The organism is Streptomyces ortus (assembly GCF_026341275.1).
GTDB lineage: Bacteria > Actinomycetota > Actinomycetes > Streptomycetales > Streptomycetaceae > Streptomyces > Streptomyces ortus.
In genome coordinates this window covers 7920964-7940536 of sequence record NZ_JAIFZO010000002.1, presented here as the reverse complement: position 1 = coordinate 7940536, position 19573 = coordinate 7920964, and the positions used below count along the sequence as shown (strand labels likewise).

Genomic DNA, 19573 nt, shown 5'->3' with positions numbered 1-19573 from the left:
GCAGCTCTCCATGCCTTCGGTACGCGAGGCCCGGAGGGGCTCTTCGTCATGCTGGATCTGCCGCGGATCACGCCGGACGGCCGGGCGTCCTACGAGGGTGCCGCCGCGTTCCTGAGGCAGTACGGCGGCGGGCTGCTCCACGCGGGGGACGGCGGTACGTCGCTGGTGGCCGAAGCCGGGCAGGCATGGGACGCCGTGCCGCCGGTGCGCTTCACCTCCCGGGAAGCCGACTTCATCCGACCGCCGTTCGATTCCAGCGTGCCCGCCGTCTCCAGCACTTCGTCACCCGCGAACTTCAGAAAAGACACTCCGACTTCCCGGCCAGCCCGTCATGTGCGCCTTGTCGCGACTCCAGAACACCGACACGGGTGCAGGACGCCCGGTTTCACCGACCGCTGAGGCGCGCGCGGCCTGTCACTCCTTCCCACCGGGCCGGACCAGGTCTCGGCGACCACGGTCCGCAAGGTACAGCGATGCACAGGGGTGGCTGAGTCGACTCCACCGGCTGGCCGGATCCATGTCCTTGAGCGGGTCAGCGCTCTGGGTTACGGCGTGACAGAGGCCGGGGCAAGGAGGGGCCCGAAAGGACCCCGCACGTTCGGTCGGACGCCTCAGGTCGCCGTGGCCGTGAAGCAGGTCGTCGGCGAACTCCTCATTGCCGACCGGCCACGTAGCGCTGACGGCGTCAGCGGGTTTGCCGAGCGTGTGCGAGGTTACGCGTCCACCAGGCAGGTCCGCGTTCTCCGGGACGTGCTGCCCGACCTGCTCAATGCTGCCGGGTGGTCGGCATCCCCGACGGACCGTCACGGGACAGCGTCATCGCCACGGCTGTCCCGGCCACCCTCCGCGAGCCGATCGCGCCGCGTCCTGGCCGTCACCTGGTCGGCAGCCCGCAGCCCTGCCGACCGGTAGGCCGGCCGGTGCGGCGGGCAGACACGACTGTGAAGCGATCACGAGAGAGGCAGCACATCCCATGCGCGCACTGACCGTACGGCCCGGCCGGCAGAACTCGCTCGAACTGCAGCACCTGCCCACTCCGTCCCCGGCCGACGGTGAGCTGCTGGTGCGGGGCCTGGCGCTCGGGGTCTGCGGAACGGACCGGGAGATCATCAGCGGGGAGTACGGGTGGGCACCATCCGGCCATGACCGGCTCCTCCTCGGGCACGAGTCACTGGGACGGGTCGAACAGGCCCCACCGGACAGCGACTTCTCGGCCGGCGATCTGGTGGCCGGGGTGGTGCGCCGGCCTGACCCCGTGCCCTGCGGTGCCTGCGGCCATGGGGAGTTCGACATGTGCCGCAACGGCCGCTACACGGAGCGGGGCATCAAGGAGATCGACGGTTACGGCGCCCAGATGTGGTGCGTGGAGGCCGCTTACGCCGTGAAGCTTCAGCCGCATCTCGAACGGGTCGGTGTGCTCATGGAACCGGCCTCGGTCGTGGCGAAGGCATGGGAGCAGGTGGAGCGCGTGGGCGGGCGCTCCTACTTCGAGCCGAAGCGTGTACTGGTGACCGGCGCCGGGCCGATCGGCATGCTGGCCGCTCTCCTCGGTACACAGCGCGGACTGGAGGTGCACGTTCTGGACCGTGTGGCCGACGGCCCCAAGCCCGCGCTGGTACGCGGCCTCGGCGCCGCGTACCACACCGGCGAGGCCCAGCGGGTGATCGGGAAGGTCTGCCCGGACGTCATCATCGAGGCCACCGGAGCCAGCGCCCTGGTCTTCGCCGCACTGAGGGGCACCGCCCCGTACGGGGTGGTGTGCCTGACCGGTGTCTCACCCGCCGGCCGCAGCATCACGGCGGACGCCGGCAGCATCAACCGGGAGATCGTGCTGCAGAACGACGCCGTGGTCGGCTCCGTCAACGCCAACCTGCACCACTTCCGCCAAGCCGCCGACGCCCTGGCGAAGGCGGACCGGAACTGGCTGGAAGGTCTGATCACCAGGCGCGTCCCGCTCGCACAGGCCGCCGAGGCGTTCGAGGCGCGGCCGGACGACGTCAAGGTCGTCGTCGACCTCCAGGACTGACCGGCCGAGACTGCCTCCTTCCGACCGGCGTCGAGCACGACGAGCGGTGCTGCCCTCGTCCAACACAGCGGTTCCCCGCTCCTGCCGGACCGGCGATCCACCGCGTCCTGCTCCCCACGGCTGGAGCGGGACGTGCGGCTCCGCCCGCCGCATCGGGCAACGCGTCGCCCGCATCCGGACGTGTGCGGAATGCGCGGACATGGGCGTCGGGCCGCGGCAGAGGCCGTTCGGGCCTTGCCGTCATGACCGTCCGACCAAGTGTGTCCTGACTCGTTCACCGGATCTCCGTGGGCGTTTGCTCAGGGGACACTCAAATCCGGATAACGACCTTGTCACCGCGTCAGGCAACCGCACACGTGGGCACGTTCATGTGACGTACGACACTAAAGGATTGGCAAAGAACATGGTAGGACTTCCCCATTCCGTCGCGACGACGCCCGTGCTGCAGCCGGAAACACCGACCGCACCCGGTGCGTACGACGCCCACCGCACTGCACGACGCCAGCACGTCCCCGCGCCCTGAGGTAGGCAGATGTCACTCGACTCCATCACCCGATCCATCGACGACGCCGTCAGCGACTTCTTCGAACCCGTCGCCGAGAAGGTCGGCGAGATCGTCTTCTACGCCGTTCCCGTCGGAGACACCGAACTTCCCCTCATCGTCGCCTGGCTCGTCGTCGCGGGCCTGGTCTTCACCACCTGGTTCGGACTCGTACAGGTCCGCAACTTCACACTCGCGATCAAAGTGGTGCGCGGGAAATACGACGAAGACGGTTCTCCGGGCGAGGTCAACCACTTCCAGGCACTGACCGCGGCGGTCTCCGGCACCGTCGGCCTCGGCAACATCGCCGGTGTCGCGGTCGCCGTCTCCATCGGTGGCCCCGGTGCCACCTTCTGGATGATCCTCTGCGGCCTGCTCGGCATGGCGACGAAATTCGTCGAGGTCACCCTCGGCGTCAAATACCGTGAACAGCACGCCGACGGCACCGTCTCCGGCGGTCCGATGCACTATCTGCCCAAGGGCCTCGCCGAGCGTTTCGGCAGCAACGGCGCCAAGCTCGGCAAGGTGCTCGCCGTCCTCGCCTCCATCATGATCCTTTTCTTCGGTCTGTTCGGCGGCAACCTGCTCCAGGCCAACCAGAGCTACGCGCAGATCGCCTCGACCGTCGGCGGAGACGACGGCTTCATGGCCTCCTCGGCCGGCGCCGTACTCTTCGGACTCGTTGTCGCCGCCCTGGTCGGCCTCGTCCTGCTCGGCGGCATCCGCTCCATCGGCTCGGTCACCAGCCGACTGGTCCCGGCGATGGCCGGCATGTACGTCACGGCCTGTCTGGTCGTCATCCTGACCAACGTCACCGCGGTGCCCGACGCGATCCAGGCCATCTTCCAGGGCGCGTTCGAGGCCGACGGCGTCACCGGCGGCGTGATCGGCGCGCTGATCGTCGGCTTCCAGCGTGCGGCGTTCTCCAACGAGGCCGGCCTGGGCTCCGCCCCGATCGCACACTCCGCGGTCAAGACCAAGCACCCCGCGAGCGAAGGTCTCGTCGCCCTGCTGGAACCGTTCATCGACACGGTCGTCATCTGCACCATGACCGCGCTGACCATCATCATCGCCAACCCGGCCAGCTGGGCCGAGGCCCGCGAGGGCGAGAGCATAGGCGGCGTCACCATCACCTCCGACGCCTTCGAGACCGTACTGCCCTGGTTCCCGAACCTGCTGACCGTCGCGGTGCTGCTGTTCGCCTTCTCCACCATCCTGACCTGGGGTTACTACGGCCTCAAGGCATGGTCGTACCTCTTCGGCAAGAGCAGGACGAGCGAGATCACCTTCAAGGTCGTCTGGAGCGTGTTCGTCGTCCTGGGCTCCCTGCTCTCCCTCGACTCGCTGATCAGCCTGGCCGACTCCGCACTCTTCCTGCTGTCGGTGTTCAACATCATCGGGCTCTACCTGCTGGCCCCCGTCGTCAAGCGGGAACTCGCCTCCTTCACGGACTTCGTCCGGAACCGCGGTACCCAGGGCTCCGCCGACCCTGAGAAGAAGGAGCCGGTCGCAAAGAGCGTCTGACCTCCGCGGCCCGGCTCCTGACTCGTAGGCAGCCCTACAGGACATCGGTACGGGGTCCGGCATCCCTGTTCACCTCCATCTCGCGGTGAACAGGGATGCCGGACCCCGCGCCGCCGACGCCGCGTTCTACGACGCCGGTCTCGCTCCGCTCGGCGGGGAGCGATTGATGGATCTCGATCAGGTCATCGGCCATGACGCCGCTGAGCCGGCTGCGAGGCGGGCGAGGCGCACACACCCTTCGCGGCCGACGAAGGAGTGATCGTGGTGCCCCACCGGGTGCGACGCGCGGTCGGGCTCGACGTAACGGCAGCAATGCGCTGCCGGGAAAGTACTTGCCGGATGGGAAACCCCACGCTACTTTCCTGACAGGAAAGTACTGCGAGGAGGGCAAATGACCGACCAAGTACGGCCGGAAGAGGCCGCGCGCGCACTCACCGAGATCGACCAGCGGCAGGAGCAGATCATCCGGATGGCCAGCCTTCCCCGCTGGTTCTGGGGGGCCATCGCCTTCCTGACGGTCGCGTTCGCAGCGGTCGTCGACACCACCCGAGGTGGCCTCGTCCAGGGGATGGCCACCGCCTTGTTCGTGGCCGGTGTGCTCACCACTGTCGGGTTGGTGGCGTTCCGTTCGGCCCGTAGCGCCCAGCCGCACAACAGCCTGTTCGGCCCCCGTATCATGGCCGCGGACCTGGCCTTCGCGGTGGTCATCGTCGGCGTATCGCTGGCGGCATCGCTCACCCTGAAGGCGTCCGGGGTTTCGTACGCCGCGACCGTTGCTGCTTCGATCACCGCCGTGGTCCTTGTCATCGGTGGACCGATGTACACGCGGTACCGTCAGGGCCTCATACTCGCAAACCGGTCCGGGAGCCGACGGTGATCACGCCCAAGTTCGACGAGCTGATCCACGCACCCACCCGGCTCTCGCTCGTCTCCCTGCTCGCGGCCACCGAGTGGGCGGACTTCCAGTTCCTGCGCGACAGCGCCGGCCTGTCGGACTCTGCCCTGTCGAAACAGCTCACGACGCTTGAGGGCGTCGGCTACATCGAGATCCGTAAGGGTTTCGTCGGAAAGCGGCCCCGCACGTCGGCGAGGCTCACCAGCGTCGGCCGGACGGCCTTCGACCAGCACGTCGCGGCTCTGCAGGAGATCGTCGCCAAGGCGGGCGCGTCAGTGCTCCCCTCGACCTGAGAGGCGCAAGGAAGGCGCCCTTGACGGCAACGGTGACCGCAACGGCGGCTCCAGCCACTGCCATTGGCCGTACGTCAGATCACCCCGAGGCATTCCACGATCGGTTCACGACCTTGGTCAACATCTCACACACGGCCTGGTTCGTACGCTGCGCACACAGGACGACGGGTCATACGCCGTCCCGGAGCGGAAGGTGAGCGCTCAGTCCGGCTCTGTGCGCCGCGGCCCGGACGACTGTGCCGACGTGGGCGAACAGCACGTCGACACCAGCCACGGACAGCGCCTGGCGGATACCCAGCAGGGTATAGAGACCGGCCGAGTCGCAGAAGGTGATGTCGGACAGGTTCAGCACCAACACGCCGTCTGTGGAACGGGCAGCGAGTGAGGCCAGGTCCTCGCGAAGCTCGGGTGAGGTATCGGCGTCGAGTTCGCCCGCGAGGTACAGCTCCAGCCGCGGAGGCAGGCCCTTGCTCGCTCCCCGACGCACCGACAGTCTGGGGGGCCAATCCCTCGCCGAGGGTTTCCAGAGATGCGTCGCGTCCCCGCCGTCCACCGGAACCGCTTCGTCTGCCTCGTCGTCGGGGGCGGGTCGAGGTGGCTGCATCAGATCTCCGGGATCGCTCGGCTACAGATGCCGACCAGACTTCCCGGCGCTCCAGGAGGCGCCGGTGGCGCCTCCATGACTCCATCTTTGCATACAGCAAGTGACGAGGCCCATCGCTGCACCACGAAACTCACTCTCGACGTGCACGTCGAGAAGGATGCGGCCGCTCTGGGCAGTACTGATGGCACAGACTTCGGAATGCTCCAAGGAACAGCTGACGGGCACGTTCTCGGCCCTGCCCTTCGCGCTTTCCGTCGCTTGGAGGGCTTTGCGGGGCGCCCTGTGCTCATGGACTGTCAGGGCACCGAAGTTCGGAACGGCATCCCGACACCGCCGGGTAGGGCGCCACGACGGGGGCGGCCGTCAGCCGGACGTGCCGTCCTTGGGGGCCTGCTCGGCTGTCATCCGGGCGGCGCGTTGGTAGATGTCGGGGATGCCGTCCGCGTCCGCGTCGAGGTTCTCCTCCTCGTACAGGCGCCGGTAGAGCCGGTTGCGCAGGCGCAGGATCAGCACGGCCAGGAAGGCTGCGGTGAGGGAAGCGATCAGCACGGCGGCTTTGACGTGCTCGCTCAGTGCGGTACCGGGGAAGGCGAGTTCGCCGATGAGCAGGGCGACGGTGAAGCCGATCCCGGCGAGGACCGAGAGGCCGAAGACGTCGGCCCATGCCAGGTCCGGATTGAGCTGGGCACGGGTGAAGCGGGCGGCGAGACAGGTCCCTGCGAAGATACCCAGGGTTTTGCCCAGGACCAGGCCTACGACCACGCCCAGCGGTTCGGGGCTGGTGAACACCGTGCCCAGATCGCTGACGGAGATGCTGACCCCGGCCGCGAACAGGGCGAACAGCGGCACGACGACACCGGCGGAGAACGGGTGCACCAGATGGACGGTGCGTTCGGCCGGTGAGGCCTTCTCGCCCTGGTCGCGCGTGGTGCGCAGGATCAGGCCCATGGCGACGCCGGCGACGGTGGCATGAACACCGGCGTTGTACATCAGGGCCCAGATCATGATTCCCAGGGGCACGTACCACCACCAGCCCGTCACCCGCCACCGCTGCAGAAGGTGGAAGACGGCCAGTCCGGCGACGGCTCCGGCCAGCGCGTAGAAGTTGAGGTCGGAGGAGAAGAAGACCGCGATGACCAGAATCGCCCCGAGGTCGTCGACGACGGCCAGGGTGAGGAGGAAGGCGCGCAGGGCGGCGGGCAGATGGGTCGAGACGACCGCCAGGACCGCGAGGGCGAACGCAATGTCGGTGGCCATCGGCACCGCCCATCCCTCCATGTTCCCCCCGCCCGCCCCCGCTATGGCCGCATAGAGGGCTGCGGGCACCGCCATACCGCAGAGCGCTGCGATGACCGGCAGCGCGGCGGTGGCGGGGGTGCGCAGTTCCCCGACGACGAGTTCGCGTTTCAACTCGATGCCGGCGACCAGGAAGAACACGGCCAGCAGTCCGTCCGCGCTCCAGTGGCCGACCGACAGGTCCAGACCGAGAGCGGGGATACCGAAATGGAAGTCGCGTACCTGCTCGTAAGAACTGCTGACTGGGCTGTTCGCCCACACCAGCGCAACCACGGCGGCGGCCAGCAGAACCAGGCCTCCGACGGTCTCCGTACGCAGCGCGCGAGTGACGGCCTGGCGCTCCGGCAGAGGGAGCAGGCCAAGGAACGGAGGGCGGGAACGCGGGGCAGCGGCCATGGGGGACAGACCTCCGGAAGAACGGGTGGCGGCGGGCACACGGCCCCTATGTCGCCGACCAGACTTCCCGGCACACCCCGCATCAGCTGACGCGTCCCTTACACCCTAACCACGGTCAGTCAGCCACGCTCAGCTCACTCCCTCTATCCGCCGCTCTCCTGACCTGCGTTCACGGGGTCCGGCAGACGGCACGAAGCCGGGTGATGGCCTGCTGAACGTCGTCGAAGGCGCGCTCCTCGTCGCGGGGACCGACGCGGGACGTGGCAAGGAGGCTGCCACGGGCACTGCGGATGCGTGCGTAGGCATCGAAGCAGGTGAGGACTTCCTGGACCGCTGTCTCCTGCGGGCTGTCGGAAGGCGGGACGGATGGGCTGTGACGGGGCGGCATCGCAGAACTCGTATCTCGTGGCACGGCTACGGATCGGGGATGAGAGGTGCGTCCATGAGCCGCTGCATGCCCGGTTCCCTCAGCACGTGCAGGCTGTGCCGGTCGGCGTGCGTGATGGCGAGCCGTGTGCCGCCGCGGCCTGCGGCGGCTGCGGTGGCCAGCAGCAGCGCGCCGGCGTCCGGGGAGAGGTAGGTGACCCTGGCGAGGTCCACTTCCAGGACGCCGGGAGCCCGGTCGAGGGCTCGCAGGAGTCTTCTTCGCATGCGGGGGGGGGTCTTGACGAATGTCACCTCTCCCCGCAACCGGACCACGGTGCGGTGGCGGGAAGGAGGGGGCGTGAGCGGCACGGGAGGCCTTTCGGGCGCGACGGACACGTCGCCGACCAGGCTTCCCAGCACACCACTCCTCTCGCGCAGCGAGGGAGCTGTCGTCAGGGGACGCGTTGCCGCCGCCGCCCCCACGGCCTGCGTACGGGGCCGCCGTTCGGGCTTCGGGCCGATGGCCGGGACGGAGCCTCGGGTCCGGTTGAAAGCGGCGAGCCCCGACCGACGGCCGGGGCTCGCTCGGGTGTCGTGTGGGCGGTCAGTGGCCGCCGGTGAGTTCGCCGGTGAGTTTGCCGTGCAGGTCGGCGCTGGGGTCGTTGAGGCCGATGATCTCCACCGTCTTGCCGCGCTGCTTGTACTTCGTCTCGACGGCATCCAGAGCGGCGACCGAGGAGGCGTCCCAGATGTGCGCGGCGGTGAGGTCGATGACGACCTTGTCCGGGTCGCCGGCGTAGTTGAACTGGGTGACGAGGTCGTTGGAGGAGGCGAAGAACAGTGCGCCGGTGACGGAGTAGACCACGGTGGCATGGTCGGGGTCGGTGACGGCGGTGACGTGGGCGAGGTGGGCGACGCGCTTGGCGAAGATGACCATGGCGGTGAGGGAGCCGACGACGACGCCGATGGCGAGGTTGTCGGTGGCGACCACACAGGCGACGGTGACGGCCATGACGGTGATCTCGCCCGCCGGCATCCGCTTCAGCGTCTTCGGCGCGACGGAGTGCCAGTCGAAGGTCGCGAAGGACACCATCACCATGACGGCGACCAGCGCCGCCATGGGGATGTCGGAGACGACCGGGCCGAAGACGATGCACAGCACCATCAGGAACGCGCCGGCGAGGAAGGTGGAGAGGCGGGTCCGGGCGCCGGAGACCTTCACGTTGATCATCGTCTGGCCGATCATGGCGCAGCCGCCCATGCCGCCGAAGAACCCGGTGACGATGTTGGCGACGCCCTGCCCGATCGACTCACGGGTCTTGGAGGAGTGCGTGTCGGTGATGTCGTCGACCAGCTTGGCCGTCATCAGCGACTCCATCAGGCCGACCAGGGCCATGGCGAGTGCGTAGGGGGCGATCGTCGTCAGGGTGTCCAGGGTGAAGGGCACGTCGGGCAGGCCCGGCACCGGCAGGGAGGACGGCAGCTCGCCCTTGTCCCCGACCGTCGGCACCGCGATCCCGGCGGCCACCGTGACGACGGTCAGGATGACGATCGAGACGAGCGGAGCCGGGATCACCTTGGTGACCTTCGGGAAGAACACCATCAACGCCAGCCCGCCGATGATCAGTGGGTACACCGCCCAGGGCACGTCGTGCATCTCGGGGACCTGGGCCATGAAGATCAGGACGGCGAGGGCGTTGACGAAGCCGACCATCACGCTGCGGGGCACGAACCGCATCAGTTTCGCGACCCCGAGTGCGCCGAGGGCGATCTGGATGACGCCGGCCAGGATGACGGCGGCGACCAGGTAGCCCAGACCGTGCTCGCGGTTGAGCGGGGCGATGACCAGGGCGACGGCGCCGGTGGCGGCGGAGATCATGGCGCGGCGTCCGCCGACGACGGAGATGGTCACGGCCATGGTGAAGGACGCGAAGAGACCGATCGCTGGGTCGACCCCGGCGATGATCGAGAACGAGATCGCCTCGGGGATCAGCGCGAGCGCGACGACCAGGCCGCCCAGCACTTCGGTGCGCCAGACCTTCGGGTCGGACAGCCAGCCGGGCTTGAGGCGGCGCAGCCGCGCGGCGGGAGTTGCTGCGGTGGAGGACAAGGGGTGGTACCTGTCGTGCTCGGGCACATCCCACCTCGGCGAGTGCCGGGGCGGGCGTGCGGGAAGAGCGCGGGAGACCGGAGCGATGCCCCGCGGGCGGCCCGACAAAGGGCGGGCCGGGAAGTCGAGAGGGTGGAGCCGGAGCCGGAGCCTTGCGGGGCCGCGCAGCTCACATCGGGGAGTGGAACCTCACGGCGGGCACGCGGCGGCGATCGGCGTCATGGGCTCGCGCACGCGTCTCTCCTGCAAGAATCATTTCTTTGCCGGGGGCGTCATCGGCCCCGGAACGGCTGCAACGGGACAGCCTGGGCTGCCCTCACCATCATCAACTCTACCCTAACGTTAGAGTAGGGATAGACGAGTCGCACGGGACGCGGCACACCAAGACAAAAAGGGCCGGGACACACCGCGTGGACGACCAGCACATGCAGATCGGCGAAGTCGCCGCACGGACCGAGCTGTCCCTGCGCACCATCCGCCACTACGAGGAAACCGGCCTGGTCATCCCGTCCGCCCGCTCCCAGGGCGGTTTCCGCCTCTACACCGAAACCGACGTCGCCCGCCTCATGGTCATCCGCCGCATGAAGCCGCTCGGCTTCACCCTCGAGCAGATGCGCGACCTCCTGGACGCCACCGACCGCCTCGACGGCACGTACGACCTCGAAGTCGATGAGCGCGAGATGCTGTTGGAACGCGTCCGCGCCTACGAACAAGCAGCCGCCGAACAGGTCGAAAAGCTGCGCGTCCAGCTGAGCCGCGCGGAGGACTTCGCCGCCACCCTGCGCGGACGGCTGCCTGAAACCGGTCATACACAGCAGCAGTAACACCTGGGGACCTGGGGCTGCCAGCCCGGGGCGCTCGCTGCCCCCACTCCCCCTCGCGCCGGCCCACACACAGGGTGGGTGGCGACGGCTGAGCCCTCCGAGAATCACAGCGTTCGGCAACGAAATCGCAGTTGCGGCCGACAGGACGGCGCCCCCTGGCGACCCCGTGGGGGCTCCAGAAGCGCTCATGGGAGCAGGAGGAGCAGGTCGGTGGACCCGTGGAAAGGGCGTCTCACCGCTCCCCGAGCTCAATGACGTAGTCATGCGTACGTTTTCCGAAGCGGCCACCGGCTTCCCGTCCCTGTTGTTCACCGCTGCCCTCGTCGTCGTCCTCGGGTTCTGGCTCCTCGTCGCGGGCTGGGCGGTCCGCGCCGACAGTTTCGACCCGGACGCGGATCTCGCGCCTGGGGCCTGAGCGGCGTACCCGTCGCGGTCGCGCTCTCCGTGCTGACGGCGTTCGCCTGGCTGCTCAGCCTCGGCGCGGTCGTCCTGCTGGATGCCGTCGTGTCCGCGGATCTCGTCGTGGGGCTGGCTGAGCTCGCGGTGCCGGCCGCTGCTCCTGTCGCCGCCTGGCACATGACTCGCCTGTTCGTACGACCGCTGCGTCGCCTCTTCCCCGACGGACCCGAAGCCTCTCGGACTGCCGAGGTTCTACTGGCGCAGAGCACTTGTTTTTCAGCTGCTGTATTCCTGGGCGAGAGGGTTCGTTGGCCCCTTCTGCGTGGCCCTGAGCCGTGGGAATTCGCTGGTCGAAACCGGGCCCGTACGGGATGCTGCACGCGTGATCGAGCGAGAAGCCGCCGTTCGGGCTGTCGAAGAACAGCTGGAGCGCGACTATCAGCAATGGCGGGCTGTGAGCACGGCCGCGGTGAGGATGGCTGTGGTCCGTGTCGAGGAGCACGAGCTGGTGTGAATCGTCTCCTGGCAGTCCGAGGAGTTCGCAAGCACGCGGAACTCGAAGTACATGCTGGTCGGCAATGGCCGTACCTGGTCGACCGCGTCGACGGGGGACTACACCAGATCGGCGTCGTCTCTGCGGTAAACCGGGGAGTGGGAGAACGACTACCGGGCCCGAATACGTGGGTTGCCGGTCCGCACTGCAGTAGACGACCTGCACGATGCGCTCTGCGGAGTCGCCGCTACGCACGGACGCATGCACGCTGCGCGGACACTGCGCCAGAGGTTGCCGATGCTCTCGCCTGCGGAGGCCATCGAGTACGTGAGCACCCTGCTGGACGGTGGGGCGCCCGCGCGCCTTGTGGCCGTCGCCACCAAGGAACTCGTGGAGCCTCTCAACCCGGTACTTGCGGTGAAGACCATTTCGAGTGGAGCAGTGATCCGAACCGGTCAGAGACCCGACGGATGACGGGAAAGCCAGTCGGCATGCCGATCGCGCACCCGGTCCCGTTCCTCGGACGTGGCGAGGAAGACGTCGGCGCCACCGTCGTAGGGGTGATGGATGCGCTGCATCCGGGTGTCGGTGATGAGAACGCCCGCCACCTTGTCGTCGGCGATGTCTCGGAGCGACTCGTCGATGCAGCCTCGCCGCCAGGGCCGGCGGGCGGCGAAGAGGTGGCAGTACGTGCGGAACTCAGGGTCAGGATCGTCCTCCAGCAGCAAGCTCTGCCAATAGCCCGTGACGGGTTGCGATGAAGGAACCTCGGCTTCCGTCGTCCAGAGCGGAGTGATCACGTACACGTCCGCACCAGCGAACAACTCATCGAGGACGGTGTTGTAACGCTCCAGGACGACGGTGTACTCGCTCTCGTCATCCGCGTACCGCTTCGACTCTGGCAGGCTGTGAAAACGTACCCAAACGTCCCGATACGGGTCACGGAGCTTGTACCCAACCGGAGGGCAACTAGGCCAACTCCGCTGCCACAGCTCCGTCAAATCCGCCTGCCCGTATCCAGACACCCGCCGCACTCGCCCCTCCCGGTATGGACTCACCGACGACCATGATGCCGGGGCTCGCCCTCGAGGGAAACCGACTTCTCAACTGTCACTTCGCCGGCCGCTGATGCGGCCCGGTCCAGTCGCGCTTGACGAATTTCGTCCAGTCCGACGCGCTGGTCGCGGTGAGGGCGGCCGACGAGGCGGGCAAGGAATGGGCTGGCCTCGTTGCGCACCAGCAAGGCAAGATCGGCCGTGTGATACGCGATCCCCGTGACGATGCCGAGTTGCTGGCCCTGGTTCGCCGCTATGTCACGCCCGAGAGGCGTTATCTGAAGCTCGGCGGCAGCTTGCTGCGCATGCAAAGTCCTGAGTACGACCGATTCATGCGAGATCTCCGTGAGGACGCGGGACTCATCACCGCAGATGAGATCACCACGCTTCTTGAGGGCAGTTGGAGAGAACGGAGAACTGCGGCTTGGCTCGTAGCTGTCTCCCGCAGGACCGAGTTCCGTGAGCGCCTCGGGGAACTCCTGCTGGCCAGCGAGGTCTGCTGCGTGGGGCTGGCCGACAGCGTGGCCCTGGCCAGTTTCGGAACGGCGCGCGACGCTGATCTGCTCGCCACCTACCTTGATCGCTACCTCCGTCGCCCTGACCTCGCGTACGACCAGACCGTCGTCATGGGCGCTCTCCAGTTCATCGACCTGAACCTTGGAGGTGGTCGAGCCGACCGCTTCCGAGGACCGGGTGGCCCGTGGCAACAGTGGCTCCAGGACGCACCTCACATGCAGGACGACTCGGACCCCACCCGTTTCTACTTGAGCCTCATTCGTCGGCTCGGCGCATTCGTCGACGAATGCGCCGAGGCTCTATGACCTCCCCCATCTTGCGGTGGTCTCTCGGGACCATGGCCGCCGCCCGGGGGAGCAGTCAGATCTGCGTGCGGGACGCGATGCAGTCGAACCAGTCACGTCTGGCGTATCCGGTCCAGCGGGTGGCATTGCTGATGCTGGTGCCGGTGAAGTCAGCGAGCACGGAGGCCGGCAGGTCTGTGGCCAGTGCGAGACGAGCATTGTTGCGGCCGGCACGAGGTGCGATGCCGTGTCGACGGAGCTTCAATTTGAGGTAGGTGGCGCCGAGAGGGCGGGCGGGCTCCTGGCCGGGAAACAGCCACGGTGTTGTGCTGGCTGTCTGATCGAACTGCCAGCGTGCCTGGCACCCGTCGCGTTGCGCACGGACCAACTGGGCGACTTCGGGCGGCAGCGGAAGACGATGGCCTGCGAGGTTGAGTGCCACCGTCTCGTTGTTGTCTATGACGTCGTTGTCTATGACGTCGCGCACGGTGAGTTCGAGCAGTTTGGTGTGCTGCAGCCCGAAGAGGAGCGTCAGGGCACCAGCCGTACGAACATCGAGAGGCAGAGAATCGTCGCCGAGACACCGGTGCAGCTGCTCGGTCTGCTCCTCGTCCGTCATGAAGACGCTGGGTGCGGCGATGCGTGCCCGGGGAAACACGAGTTCGCCGACAAGGCCCCGACCTCGCGCCCAGGTGACGAAGGCACGCACCTCACGACGTTCTACAGCCCCTTCCTCCAGCCACATCTCGAGTTCTGGCTGTGTGAGTTCCCCGAGAGCGGTGCCGTGCTCGTCGAGCCAGTCAAGCAGTTCCAGGGCCCGGCGCAGTCGCGATCGCATCTGGTGCTGTGTGCTGGCGCGTAGCGGGCGGTGCCGGTAGGCCCGGCGGATGCGGTGGAGGAGATACCAATGGGTGAAGGGGGTGACGAGCTGCCGCTGAGGGAGCGGGTGCCTGGGCCAAGAGTGCGTCCGCCCAGCGGGGCAGGGCCTCCAATCGTTCGTCGCGCGACGGCAGTACCGCGGCGACGACGAGGACGTCGCGGATGTCGCGAGTGGTCGGCGTGTTGGGGAGATCGTCGAGCTGTTGGTGGGTGATCTCCTCATCGGAAATGGCTAGCTGGGACAGGAGGTCGGGCACTCCGGCGCGGGTCAGCCAATGCGCCGCTCTGCGGGGGTGTCCTGCGGTGGCGAGGGCCGAGTGGAAGTTCTGCCGCTGCGCGGGGACCGTTGTGTCTTGTCCTCCGAGAGCTTCGGCCAGTTGTTTCGTGGTGAAGCAGCGGGTGCACAACTGCTCGCGGAAGATTCTGTCGCTCGTGCCGCAGCCCTGGCACGCGTAGGTGAGATCGACTCCAGCGCAGGGTCCGCAGATGCCGGCCCCTGCTTCAGTGGAACCGATGAGTGGACGTGGCTCTTCGCACAGAGCACAGGCGCCGGGGCGTGCGCGCACTGCCGCGTAGCAGTGGACACACCCTGCCCGGCGACGTCCAGCGCGTGACCGCGCCGCCTGAGCCTCCCCTCGTCGGGGCAGGGCCGTCCGACAGCACCCGCCCGTTCGCTCCCGCACTTCACCTTCCCTACGCCGCGAGGACGTCACCCATGGATGCCACCACCGTGGGCGTCGGCGCGCTCGTCGCAGGGCTCGTACCGCAGCGTGAACGAGATCGCCCAACGCATCCAGCCCACCATGAACAACAGTGAGCTGACCGCCGTCCTCGACGCCCGCCACACGGCCGAGGCCCAGACCCTCACCACCCGCGCCGAGACGAACTTGCTGAAACTGGCCGAACTACGCGGCACCCTCAGCCCCGAACAGGCCACACGCTGGACTTGAGGCGAACACCGCATACGTCCGCGCGCAGACCTTCGGCGGACCCGAAAGCGACCCGCTCACCAGGGCAGTCGCCACCCTCGGCGTGCTCGCCGACCGCATCGCGGCCGTCGAATCGGCCATCACCCACGACACCGGCCCACAACACGCCCCGTCGCACGACACATCCGATCACCGACCCCGACACGCGCTGAGGTGGTCCTGGCATCGTCCATGACGGTGTGCCGACCCACGCCCCTTGCACGGCGGCGGCGATCTCTTCTCCGCCCCTCGGTGTGCGCGGCGTGAGCGCCTGTCACCGGCACGTGACGCGGGAGAGCACGCGTTGTACAAATTTTACTCTGAGCAATGATTGCCTTGTGCTTCTCTTACGTACCTCCTGTGGACCGGGTCGTTCAGTTCAGGAGGCAGCATGCGTGTCACGCAGCGCACGGCAGGGACCGTATTCGTGATCGGGGGGCTGGTCGTGACGCTTGCCGCGCTCGCCTATCCGGCTCTTCTCGGGGTGGAGAAGACCACCACCAGCCAGGACCGCATCATCGCCAACACCCGGTACGGGCCCCTGACCGAGGCCGATCGGGATTTCGTCGTCAAGGTGCGGGCCGCGGGGCTCTGGGAGCACCCCCTCGGGCTCATGGCCATGGAGCGTGGGACCACCCCCGCCATGAAGGAGGCCGGCAAGCACCTGGTCGCCGGGCACTCCGGGCTCGACGAGATGTGCCGGAAGATCGCCCCCGAGCTGGGCGTCACCCTGCCCAACCAGGCCAGCCCGCAACAGCAGCAGTTCGTGGCCACCGTGGACGGGAGCACCGGGAAGCAGTTCGACACGACCGCCGTCAACATCATGCGCGTCACGCACGGGCAGATCTTCCCCGTCATCGCCAAGATCCGCGCCAACACCAAGAACACCATGGTCCGTCAGCTCGCCGACCTGGCCAACGACACCGTCCTCGACCACATCACGGTGCTGGAGAAGACCGACCTCGTCAACTACGACCAGGTCAACTTCCAGCAGACCAGCCCGCCCAAGCTCCCCAAGGCCGAGCTGACCCCGCCCGCCCCGCAGCCCGGCTCACCCGTCCTCGTCCTCGACGAACCGCCCGGCCTGGACGTGAACACCACGTCCCCGACTCCCAGCCCCGCCGTCGGGTGATCACCGCGAAGACACCTCGACGGCGCCGGGCTCCCCCGCACCCCTGGCCCGGCATGCCGGAGACGGTGTGCGAGAGCCGGTACGAGCGCACAACCGCGGCTCCGCAGCCGACGACCAGAGCGGCGGCCCAGGGAGCCAGCTCACGAAGCGACCCCGCCGCGGAAGCCCTCGCCTGCCGGCCACGCGGAGGCACGCTGCCCTTCGAGTCGTACACGACGGTGAGGGTGTCGCCCGGCCGAGTGGTTCGCCCGCACCCCCGCCAGATGCGGGACCTGAGAGGTGCGCCGTCCTGGTCGATCACCGAACACAGGTAGCGACCACGGGCCGAGGGTGTCTGCGGTCCGCCCTCCACCGATGTCACGACAACGGGTTCCGTCCGTCCCCGTTCGGCCAGGACCATGCCTGCTGCCGCCTGTGGCGCCTGGAAGGCGAGGCAGACTCCGAGCAGTGCGACGATACCGATGAGCGCCCGGCCGGCCCGTACCGCACAGAGATAGAGCGTCAGCGTCGCGGCGCAGACCAGGCCACCCTCTCCGTCCGCCAACCCCGCCACTCCGTACCAGGCGCCGGCGAGAGTGACACCGACGGTCAGTGCCACGGTCACGGTTCCGGCCAGGAATCCTTCAACAGCCAGTCGGCACGGTGGCAGACCGACGAATTCGGCAGGTCCCCAGACCATCGTCCGCAGATGGGTGAGCAAGTCGGGCCGCGAGACGAATCGGCGCCCAACTCGATGACGCATGCTTGCGCCCTCCTTCGTCATTGCCGTCCGACCGGGCCCCAGCGCTGCGCCACCGTCGGCAGATGACCGTGCAGCCGGTTCCGGGCGGCACGCGTGACCCTGGGCCGAAACGGGCAGGCGGCAGCTCCCTCTCAGGTTTTCCTTGCATTATGCAAGACAGCATGAGGAGGCAGAAACGCGGTTCGCGTCCGGCGCGGGCACCGTGTCCTCAGGCGTCGCGCAGGGCCGGGCCGTCCAACGACCAACCCAGGGGGTACGGCTGCGCATCGTCCATCGCCGGCGCGGGGGGCTCTCCCCCGGCCTCACTGAACGCCGTGAGTGCCTCGATCAGGGCTGATCGCTGGCCCGGTGCCAGCCGCTCGACAATGGCCGCGATCTCCGCATGCCGCCGACCGGTGACGTCTGCGACCGTGCGTCGCCCCAACTCGGTGAGCTGCAGCAGGGTCTCGCGCCGGTTGTCGGGGTTGGTCTGCCGGTCGGCCAGCCCTGCCGCGATCAACCGGTCGATCATACGCATGGCAGTGGAAGGGGCCACCTGGAGCAGTTCGGCCAGAGCGACCAGCTTGGTGGCGCCGCGGGTGGACAGCACGACCAGCATGCGGAACTGCGGAAGGGTCACCCCTTCCTCGACCGCCGCCAGGGAACGCGCGGAGACCGCTACCAGCAACCGCGAAGCGGTCAGCACCGCTCGGGTCACCGCATTGACATCATCCACAGCCCTCGCAGGGCGCTCGTACTCCGGCATATGTCCTTTGTACCGTGCCGAAACCCCTGCCCACTCAGTCAACCGGGGCAGATTTTCCTTTCCCATGACCGTGATAGCGCAACAGCAGCATCGCGGCATCGTCATGAGGCGGCCCCACCGCGTGCTGAGCCAAGTCCTCACGCAGTGCTTCCAGTGCACGGTTCGCGCCGGTTTCCTTCAGCAGGTGCACACGCTCCGCGAGCGGATAGAAGCGTCCGTCGCCGTCGCGGGCCTCGGTCACACCGTCCGTGTACAGCAGCAACTGTTCGCCCGGCACGAAGCTCACGCTGTAGGGCTCGGGTCCGCTGACCCCTTCTATCCCCAGGCCCAAGGGCGGTGCCCATGACGGAGGATCGGGAAAGTCGGCGCGGCCGTCGCGGCGTACGAGCATCGGGGCCGGGTGGCCGTAGTTGAGGAACACCGCTTCATGGTCCGAGCCGATCTGCGCAAGAACGGCGGTGACGAACTTCTCCCCCTCCAACTCGCGGGCCACGCTGCGCTCCAGACGCTCGCCGAGTCCGATCAGATCCGGCTCGTCGTGCGCGGCTTCGCGGAACGCGGCAAGGACCACGGCAGCGGTCTCCACGGCGGCCAGCCCCTTGCCCTGCACATCACCGACGATCACCCGGGTGCCGTGCGGGGAGGCGACGACCTCGTACAAGTCCCCGCCGATCCGCGCTTCGGCGACGGCCGACGTGTAGGACACCGCCGCCTGCAACGCGCCGGCAGTCAGCGGCACAGGCCTCAGCAGCACCCGCTGGGCGACCTCCGCGATCGACCGCACACTGGCCAGCTCCACCTCCCTGCGCGCACGCATCAGGGCAGCCGCGATACCCGCGCCTGTGACACCGGCCACGGAGACCAGTGCCGTGAACCCCCGCCGCCCGTCGAAGAGGTCGTCGTACAGACCGAGACCGATGCAGAGCATCAACGCCACCGTGCCGATCAGCGCCGTGAACCGCCACCCGCCGATCAGGCCCGAGAAAGCAGGACCGAGCGACACCAACGGCAAGAGGCCCACCCCCGGCCCCGCCACGACATCGGCGACAGCGACCACCAGCATCACCGCGACCGGCATACAGAACAGCACCGCCCCACTTGCGGACGGCCGTTTGTGGATCATGACACCCTCCGGCGGTCTCCGGGACTGTAGGAGTCACCTGCTCCACAGACTTCCGCTCCTAATTTAGACTATGCAAAGATCCCCCTGGCGAGGGGCTTTCAGCCAGGCCTTTATCGAATCGAGTCAACGGTCCGCCGCCCCCGCACAGACTCGGACCGGCGACTTGCGCTCCGAGGACTCACTGCCGACTGCGGCGCGCGGTAGGGAATTTGGTGCTGACCGCCAGGCGCAAGGTGCGGGCGGTGCTGCATGACCCGCTCCGCCACCCTGTCGATCGAGTGCCAGCGCTGCAGCGATCCTTTCCGGAGTCGGCCTGCACGGCCACGAGCCAGCATGGACGTCATGCACGACGTCACCCCTCC

Annotated in this window: 19 protein-coding genes and 1 pseudogene; 10 read left to right on the top strand and 10 right to left on the bottom strand. The window is 68.0% G+C overall.

Going from position 1 to position 19573, the window contains the following annotated elements; genetic code table 11:
* Positions 1-89 precede the first annotated feature (89 nt).
* The gene (locus K3769_RS37755) at positions 90-308 is read right to left on the bottom strand and encodes a hypothetical protein (protein ID WP_267030714.1); all 219 of its coding nucleotides are present in this window, start codon (positions 306-308) and stop codon (positions 90-92) included.
* Positions 309-973: 665 nt separating this feature from the next.
* On the opposite strand from K3769_RS37755, the gene K3769_RS37750 reads away from it, so the two are divergent.
* Together K3769_RS37750 and K3769_RS37745 are read left to right on the top strand one after the other, a co-directional pair.
* Positions 974-2026: a glucose 1-dehydrogenase gene (locus tag K3769_RS37750; protein WP_267030713.1), complete on the top strand. Its 1053-nt coding sequence runs from the start codon at positions 974-976 to the stop codon at positions 2024-2026.
* Between the two features lie 532 nt (positions 2027-2558).
* Complete coding sequence (locus K3769_RS37745; RefSeq protein WP_267030712.1) at positions 2559-4091, top strand: alanine/glycine:cation symporter family protein; 1533 nt, start codon at positions 2559-2561, stop codon at positions 4089-4091.
* A 34-nt stretch (positions 4092-4125) separates the two neighbouring features.
* Here the strand turns inward: K3769_RS37745 and K3769_RS37740 are convergent, their stop codons facing one another.
* Positions 4126-4284 (bottom strand): hypothetical protein, encoded by a 159-nt coding sequence (locus tag K3769_RS37740; RefSeq protein ID WP_267030711.1) that lies wholly within the window; start codon positions 4282-4284, stop codon positions 4126-4128.
* Between the two features lie 198 nt (positions 4285-4482).
* Between K3769_RS37740 and K3769_RS37735 the strand changes: the two genes are divergently transcribed.
* Positions 4483-4968 (top strand): hypothetical protein, encoded by a 486-nt coding sequence (locus K3769_RS37735; RefSeq protein WP_267030710.1) that lies wholly within the window; start codon positions 4483-4485, stop codon positions 4966-4968.
* Positions 4965-5279: a winged helix-turn-helix domain-containing protein gene (locus K3769_RS37730; protein WP_267030709.1), complete on the top strand. Its 315-nt coding sequence runs from the start codon at positions 4965-4967 to the stop codon at positions 5277-5279. Before K3769_RS37735 ends, K3769_RS37730 begins: the two co-directional genes overlap by 4 nt.
* A gap of 169 nt (positions 5280-5448) precedes the next feature.
* On the opposite strand, the gene K3769_RS37725 is transcribed toward K3769_RS37730, so the two are convergent.
* The 4 genes from K3769_RS37725 to K3769_RS37710 form a co-directional block, all read right to left on the bottom strand.
* Positions 5449-5883: an STAS domain-containing protein gene (locus K3769_RS37725; RefSeq protein ID WP_267030708.1), complete on the bottom strand. Its 435-nt coding sequence runs from the start codon at positions 5881-5883 to the stop codon at positions 5449-5451.
* A gap of 363 nt (positions 5884-6246) precedes the next feature.
* Entirely contained in the window at positions 6247-7575 is a 1329-nt protein-coding gene (nhaA, locus tag K3769_RS37720; RefSeq protein WP_267030707.1) for a Na+/H+ antiporter NhaA, read from the bottom strand.
* Between the two features lie 414 nt (positions 7576-7989).
* Positions 7990-8661: an STAS domain-containing protein gene (locus K3769_RS37715; RefSeq protein WP_267030706.1), complete on the bottom strand. Its 672-nt coding sequence runs from the start codon at positions 8659-8661 to the stop codon at positions 7990-7992.
* Positions 8546-10051, bottom strand: a complete 1506-nt coding sequence (locus K3769_RS37710) for a SulP family inorganic anion transporter (protein ID WP_267030705.1) — start codon at positions 10049-10051, stop codon at positions 8546-8548. The genes K3769_RS37715 and K3769_RS37710 overlap by 116 nt, the downstream gene beginning before the upstream one ends.
* Before the next feature lie 410 nt (positions 10052-10461).
* On the opposite strand from K3769_RS37710, the gene K3769_RS37705 reads away from it, so the two are divergent.
* The 3 genes from K3769_RS37705 (at position 10462) to K3769_RS40995 (ending at position 11788) form a co-directional block, all read left to right on the top strand.
* On the top strand, positions 10462-10875 hold the full coding sequence (locus K3769_RS37705) for a MerR family transcriptional regulator (protein ID WP_267030704.1): 414 nt from the start codon (positions 10462-10464) through the stop codon (positions 10873-10875).
* 262 nt (positions 10876-11137) lie between these two features.
* Positions 11138-11290 carry a hypothetical protein gene (locus K3769_RS37700; RefSeq protein ID WP_267030703.1) on the top strand — a complete coding sequence of 51 codons (153 nt, stop codon included), beginning with the start codon at positions 11138-11140 and terminating at the stop codon, positions 11288-11290.
* 366 nt (positions 11291-11656) lie between these two features.
* Positions 11657-11788, top strand: coding sequence for a hypothetical protein (locus tag K3769_RS40995; RefSeq protein WP_308216445.1), 132 nt, complete (start codon positions 11657-11659; stop codon positions 11786-11788).
* Between the two features lie 434 nt (positions 11789-12222).
* On the opposite strand, the gene K3769_RS41300 is transcribed toward K3769_RS40995, so the two are convergent.
* A complete protein-coding gene (locus K3769_RS41300; protein WP_435369377.1) occupies positions 12223-12792 on the bottom strand; it encodes a DUF3885 domain-containing protein in 570 nt (189 codons plus the stop codon).
* Between the two features lie 233 nt (positions 12793-13025).
* On the opposite strand from K3769_RS41300, the gene K3769_RS37685 reads away from it, so the two are divergent.
* A complete protein-coding gene (locus tag K3769_RS37685; protein ID WP_267031718.1) occupies positions 13026-13643 on the top strand; it encodes a DUF6000 family protein in 618 nt (205 codons plus the stop codon).
* Between the two features lie 55 nt (positions 13644-13698).
* On the opposite strand, the gene K3769_RS37680 is transcribed toward K3769_RS37685, so the two are convergent.
* Positions 13699-14460: a hypothetical protein gene (locus K3769_RS37680; RefSeq protein WP_267030701.1), complete on the bottom strand. Its 762-nt coding sequence runs from the start codon at positions 14458-14460 to the stop codon at positions 13699-13701.
* 793 nt (positions 14461-15253) lie between these two features.
* Here K3769_RS37680 and K3769_RS37675 point away from each other — a divergent pair.
* A pseudogene (locus tag K3769_RS37675) lies at positions 15254-15665 on the top strand (AAA family ATPase); the annotation flags it as partial.
* 195 nt (positions 15666-15860) lie between these two features.
* Positions 15861-16601 (top strand): DUF4142 domain-containing protein, encoded by a 741-nt coding sequence (locus tag K3769_RS37670; protein ID WP_267030700.1) that lies wholly within the window; start codon positions 15861-15863, stop codon positions 16599-16601.
* 950 nt (positions 16602-17551) lie between these two features.
* On the opposite strand, the gene K3769_RS37665 is transcribed toward K3769_RS37670, so the two are convergent.
* On the bottom strand, positions 17552-18088 hold the full coding sequence (locus K3769_RS37665) for a MarR family winged helix-turn-helix transcriptional regulator (protein ID WP_267030699.1): 537 nt from the start codon (positions 18086-18088) through the stop codon (positions 17552-17554).
* Between the two features lie 34 nt (positions 18089-18122).
* The gene (locus tag K3769_RS37660) at positions 18123-19166 is read right to left on the bottom strand and encodes a PP2C family protein-serine/threonine phosphatase (RefSeq protein ID WP_372515115.1); all 1044 of its coding nucleotides are present in this window, start codon (positions 19164-19166) and stop codon (positions 18123-18125) included.
* Positions 19167-19573 lie beyond the last annotated feature (407 nt).

What these genes read in the sequence shown, in the direction of transcription:
- K3769_RS37735 (WP_267030710.1), top strand. Translation starts at nt 4,483, where the DNA reads ATGACCGACCAAGTACGGCCGGAAGAGGCCGCGCGCGCACTCACCGAG.
- K3769_RS37670 (WP_267030700.1), top strand. Translation starts at nt 15,861, where the DNA reads ATGCGTGTCACGCAGCGCACGGCAGGGACCGTATTCGTGATCGGGGGG.
- K3769_RS37725 (WP_267030708.1), bottom strand. Translation starts at nt 5,883, where the DNA reads ATGCAGCCACCTCGACCCGCCCCCGACGACGAGGCAGACGAAGCGGTT.
- K3769_RS37740 (WP_267030711.1), bottom strand. Translation starts at nt 4,284, where the DNA reads ATGGCCGATGACCTGATCGAGATCCATCAATCGCTCCCCGCCGAGCGG.
- K3769_RS37660 (WP_372515115.1), bottom strand. Translation starts at nt 19,166, where the DNA reads ATGCCGGTCGCGGTGATGCTGGTGGTCGCTGTCGCCGATGTCGTGGCG.
- nhaA (WP_267030707.1), bottom strand. Translation starts at nt 7,575, where the DNA reads ATGGCCGCTGCCCCGCGTTCCCGCCCTCCGTTCCTTGGCCTGCTCCCT.
- K3769_RS37665 (WP_267030699.1), bottom strand. Translation starts at nt 18,088, where the DNA reads ATGCCGGAGTACGAGCGCCCTGCGAGGGCTGTGGATGATGTCAATGCG.
- K3769_RS37680 (WP_267030701.1), bottom strand. Translation starts at nt 14,460, where the DNA reads ATGCGATCGCGACTGCGCCGGGCCCTGGAACTGCTTGACTGGCTCGAC.
- K3769_RS37715 (WP_267030706.1), bottom strand. Translation starts at nt 8,661, where the DNA reads ATGCCGTCGAGACGAAGTACAAGCAGCGCGGCAAGACGGTGGAGATCA.
- K3769_RS37700 (WP_267030703.1), top strand. Translation starts at nt 11,138, where the DNA reads ATGCGTACGTTTTCCGAAGCGGCCACCGGCTTCCCGTCCCTGTTGTTC.
- K3769_RS37745 (WP_267030712.1), top strand. Translation starts at nt 2,559, where the DNA reads ATGTCACTCGACTCCATCACCCGATCCATCGACGACGCCGTCAGCGAC.
- K3769_RS37750 (WP_267030713.1), top strand. Translation starts at nt 974, where the DNA reads ATGCGCGCACTGACCGTACGGCCCGGCCGGCAGAACTCGCTCGAACTG.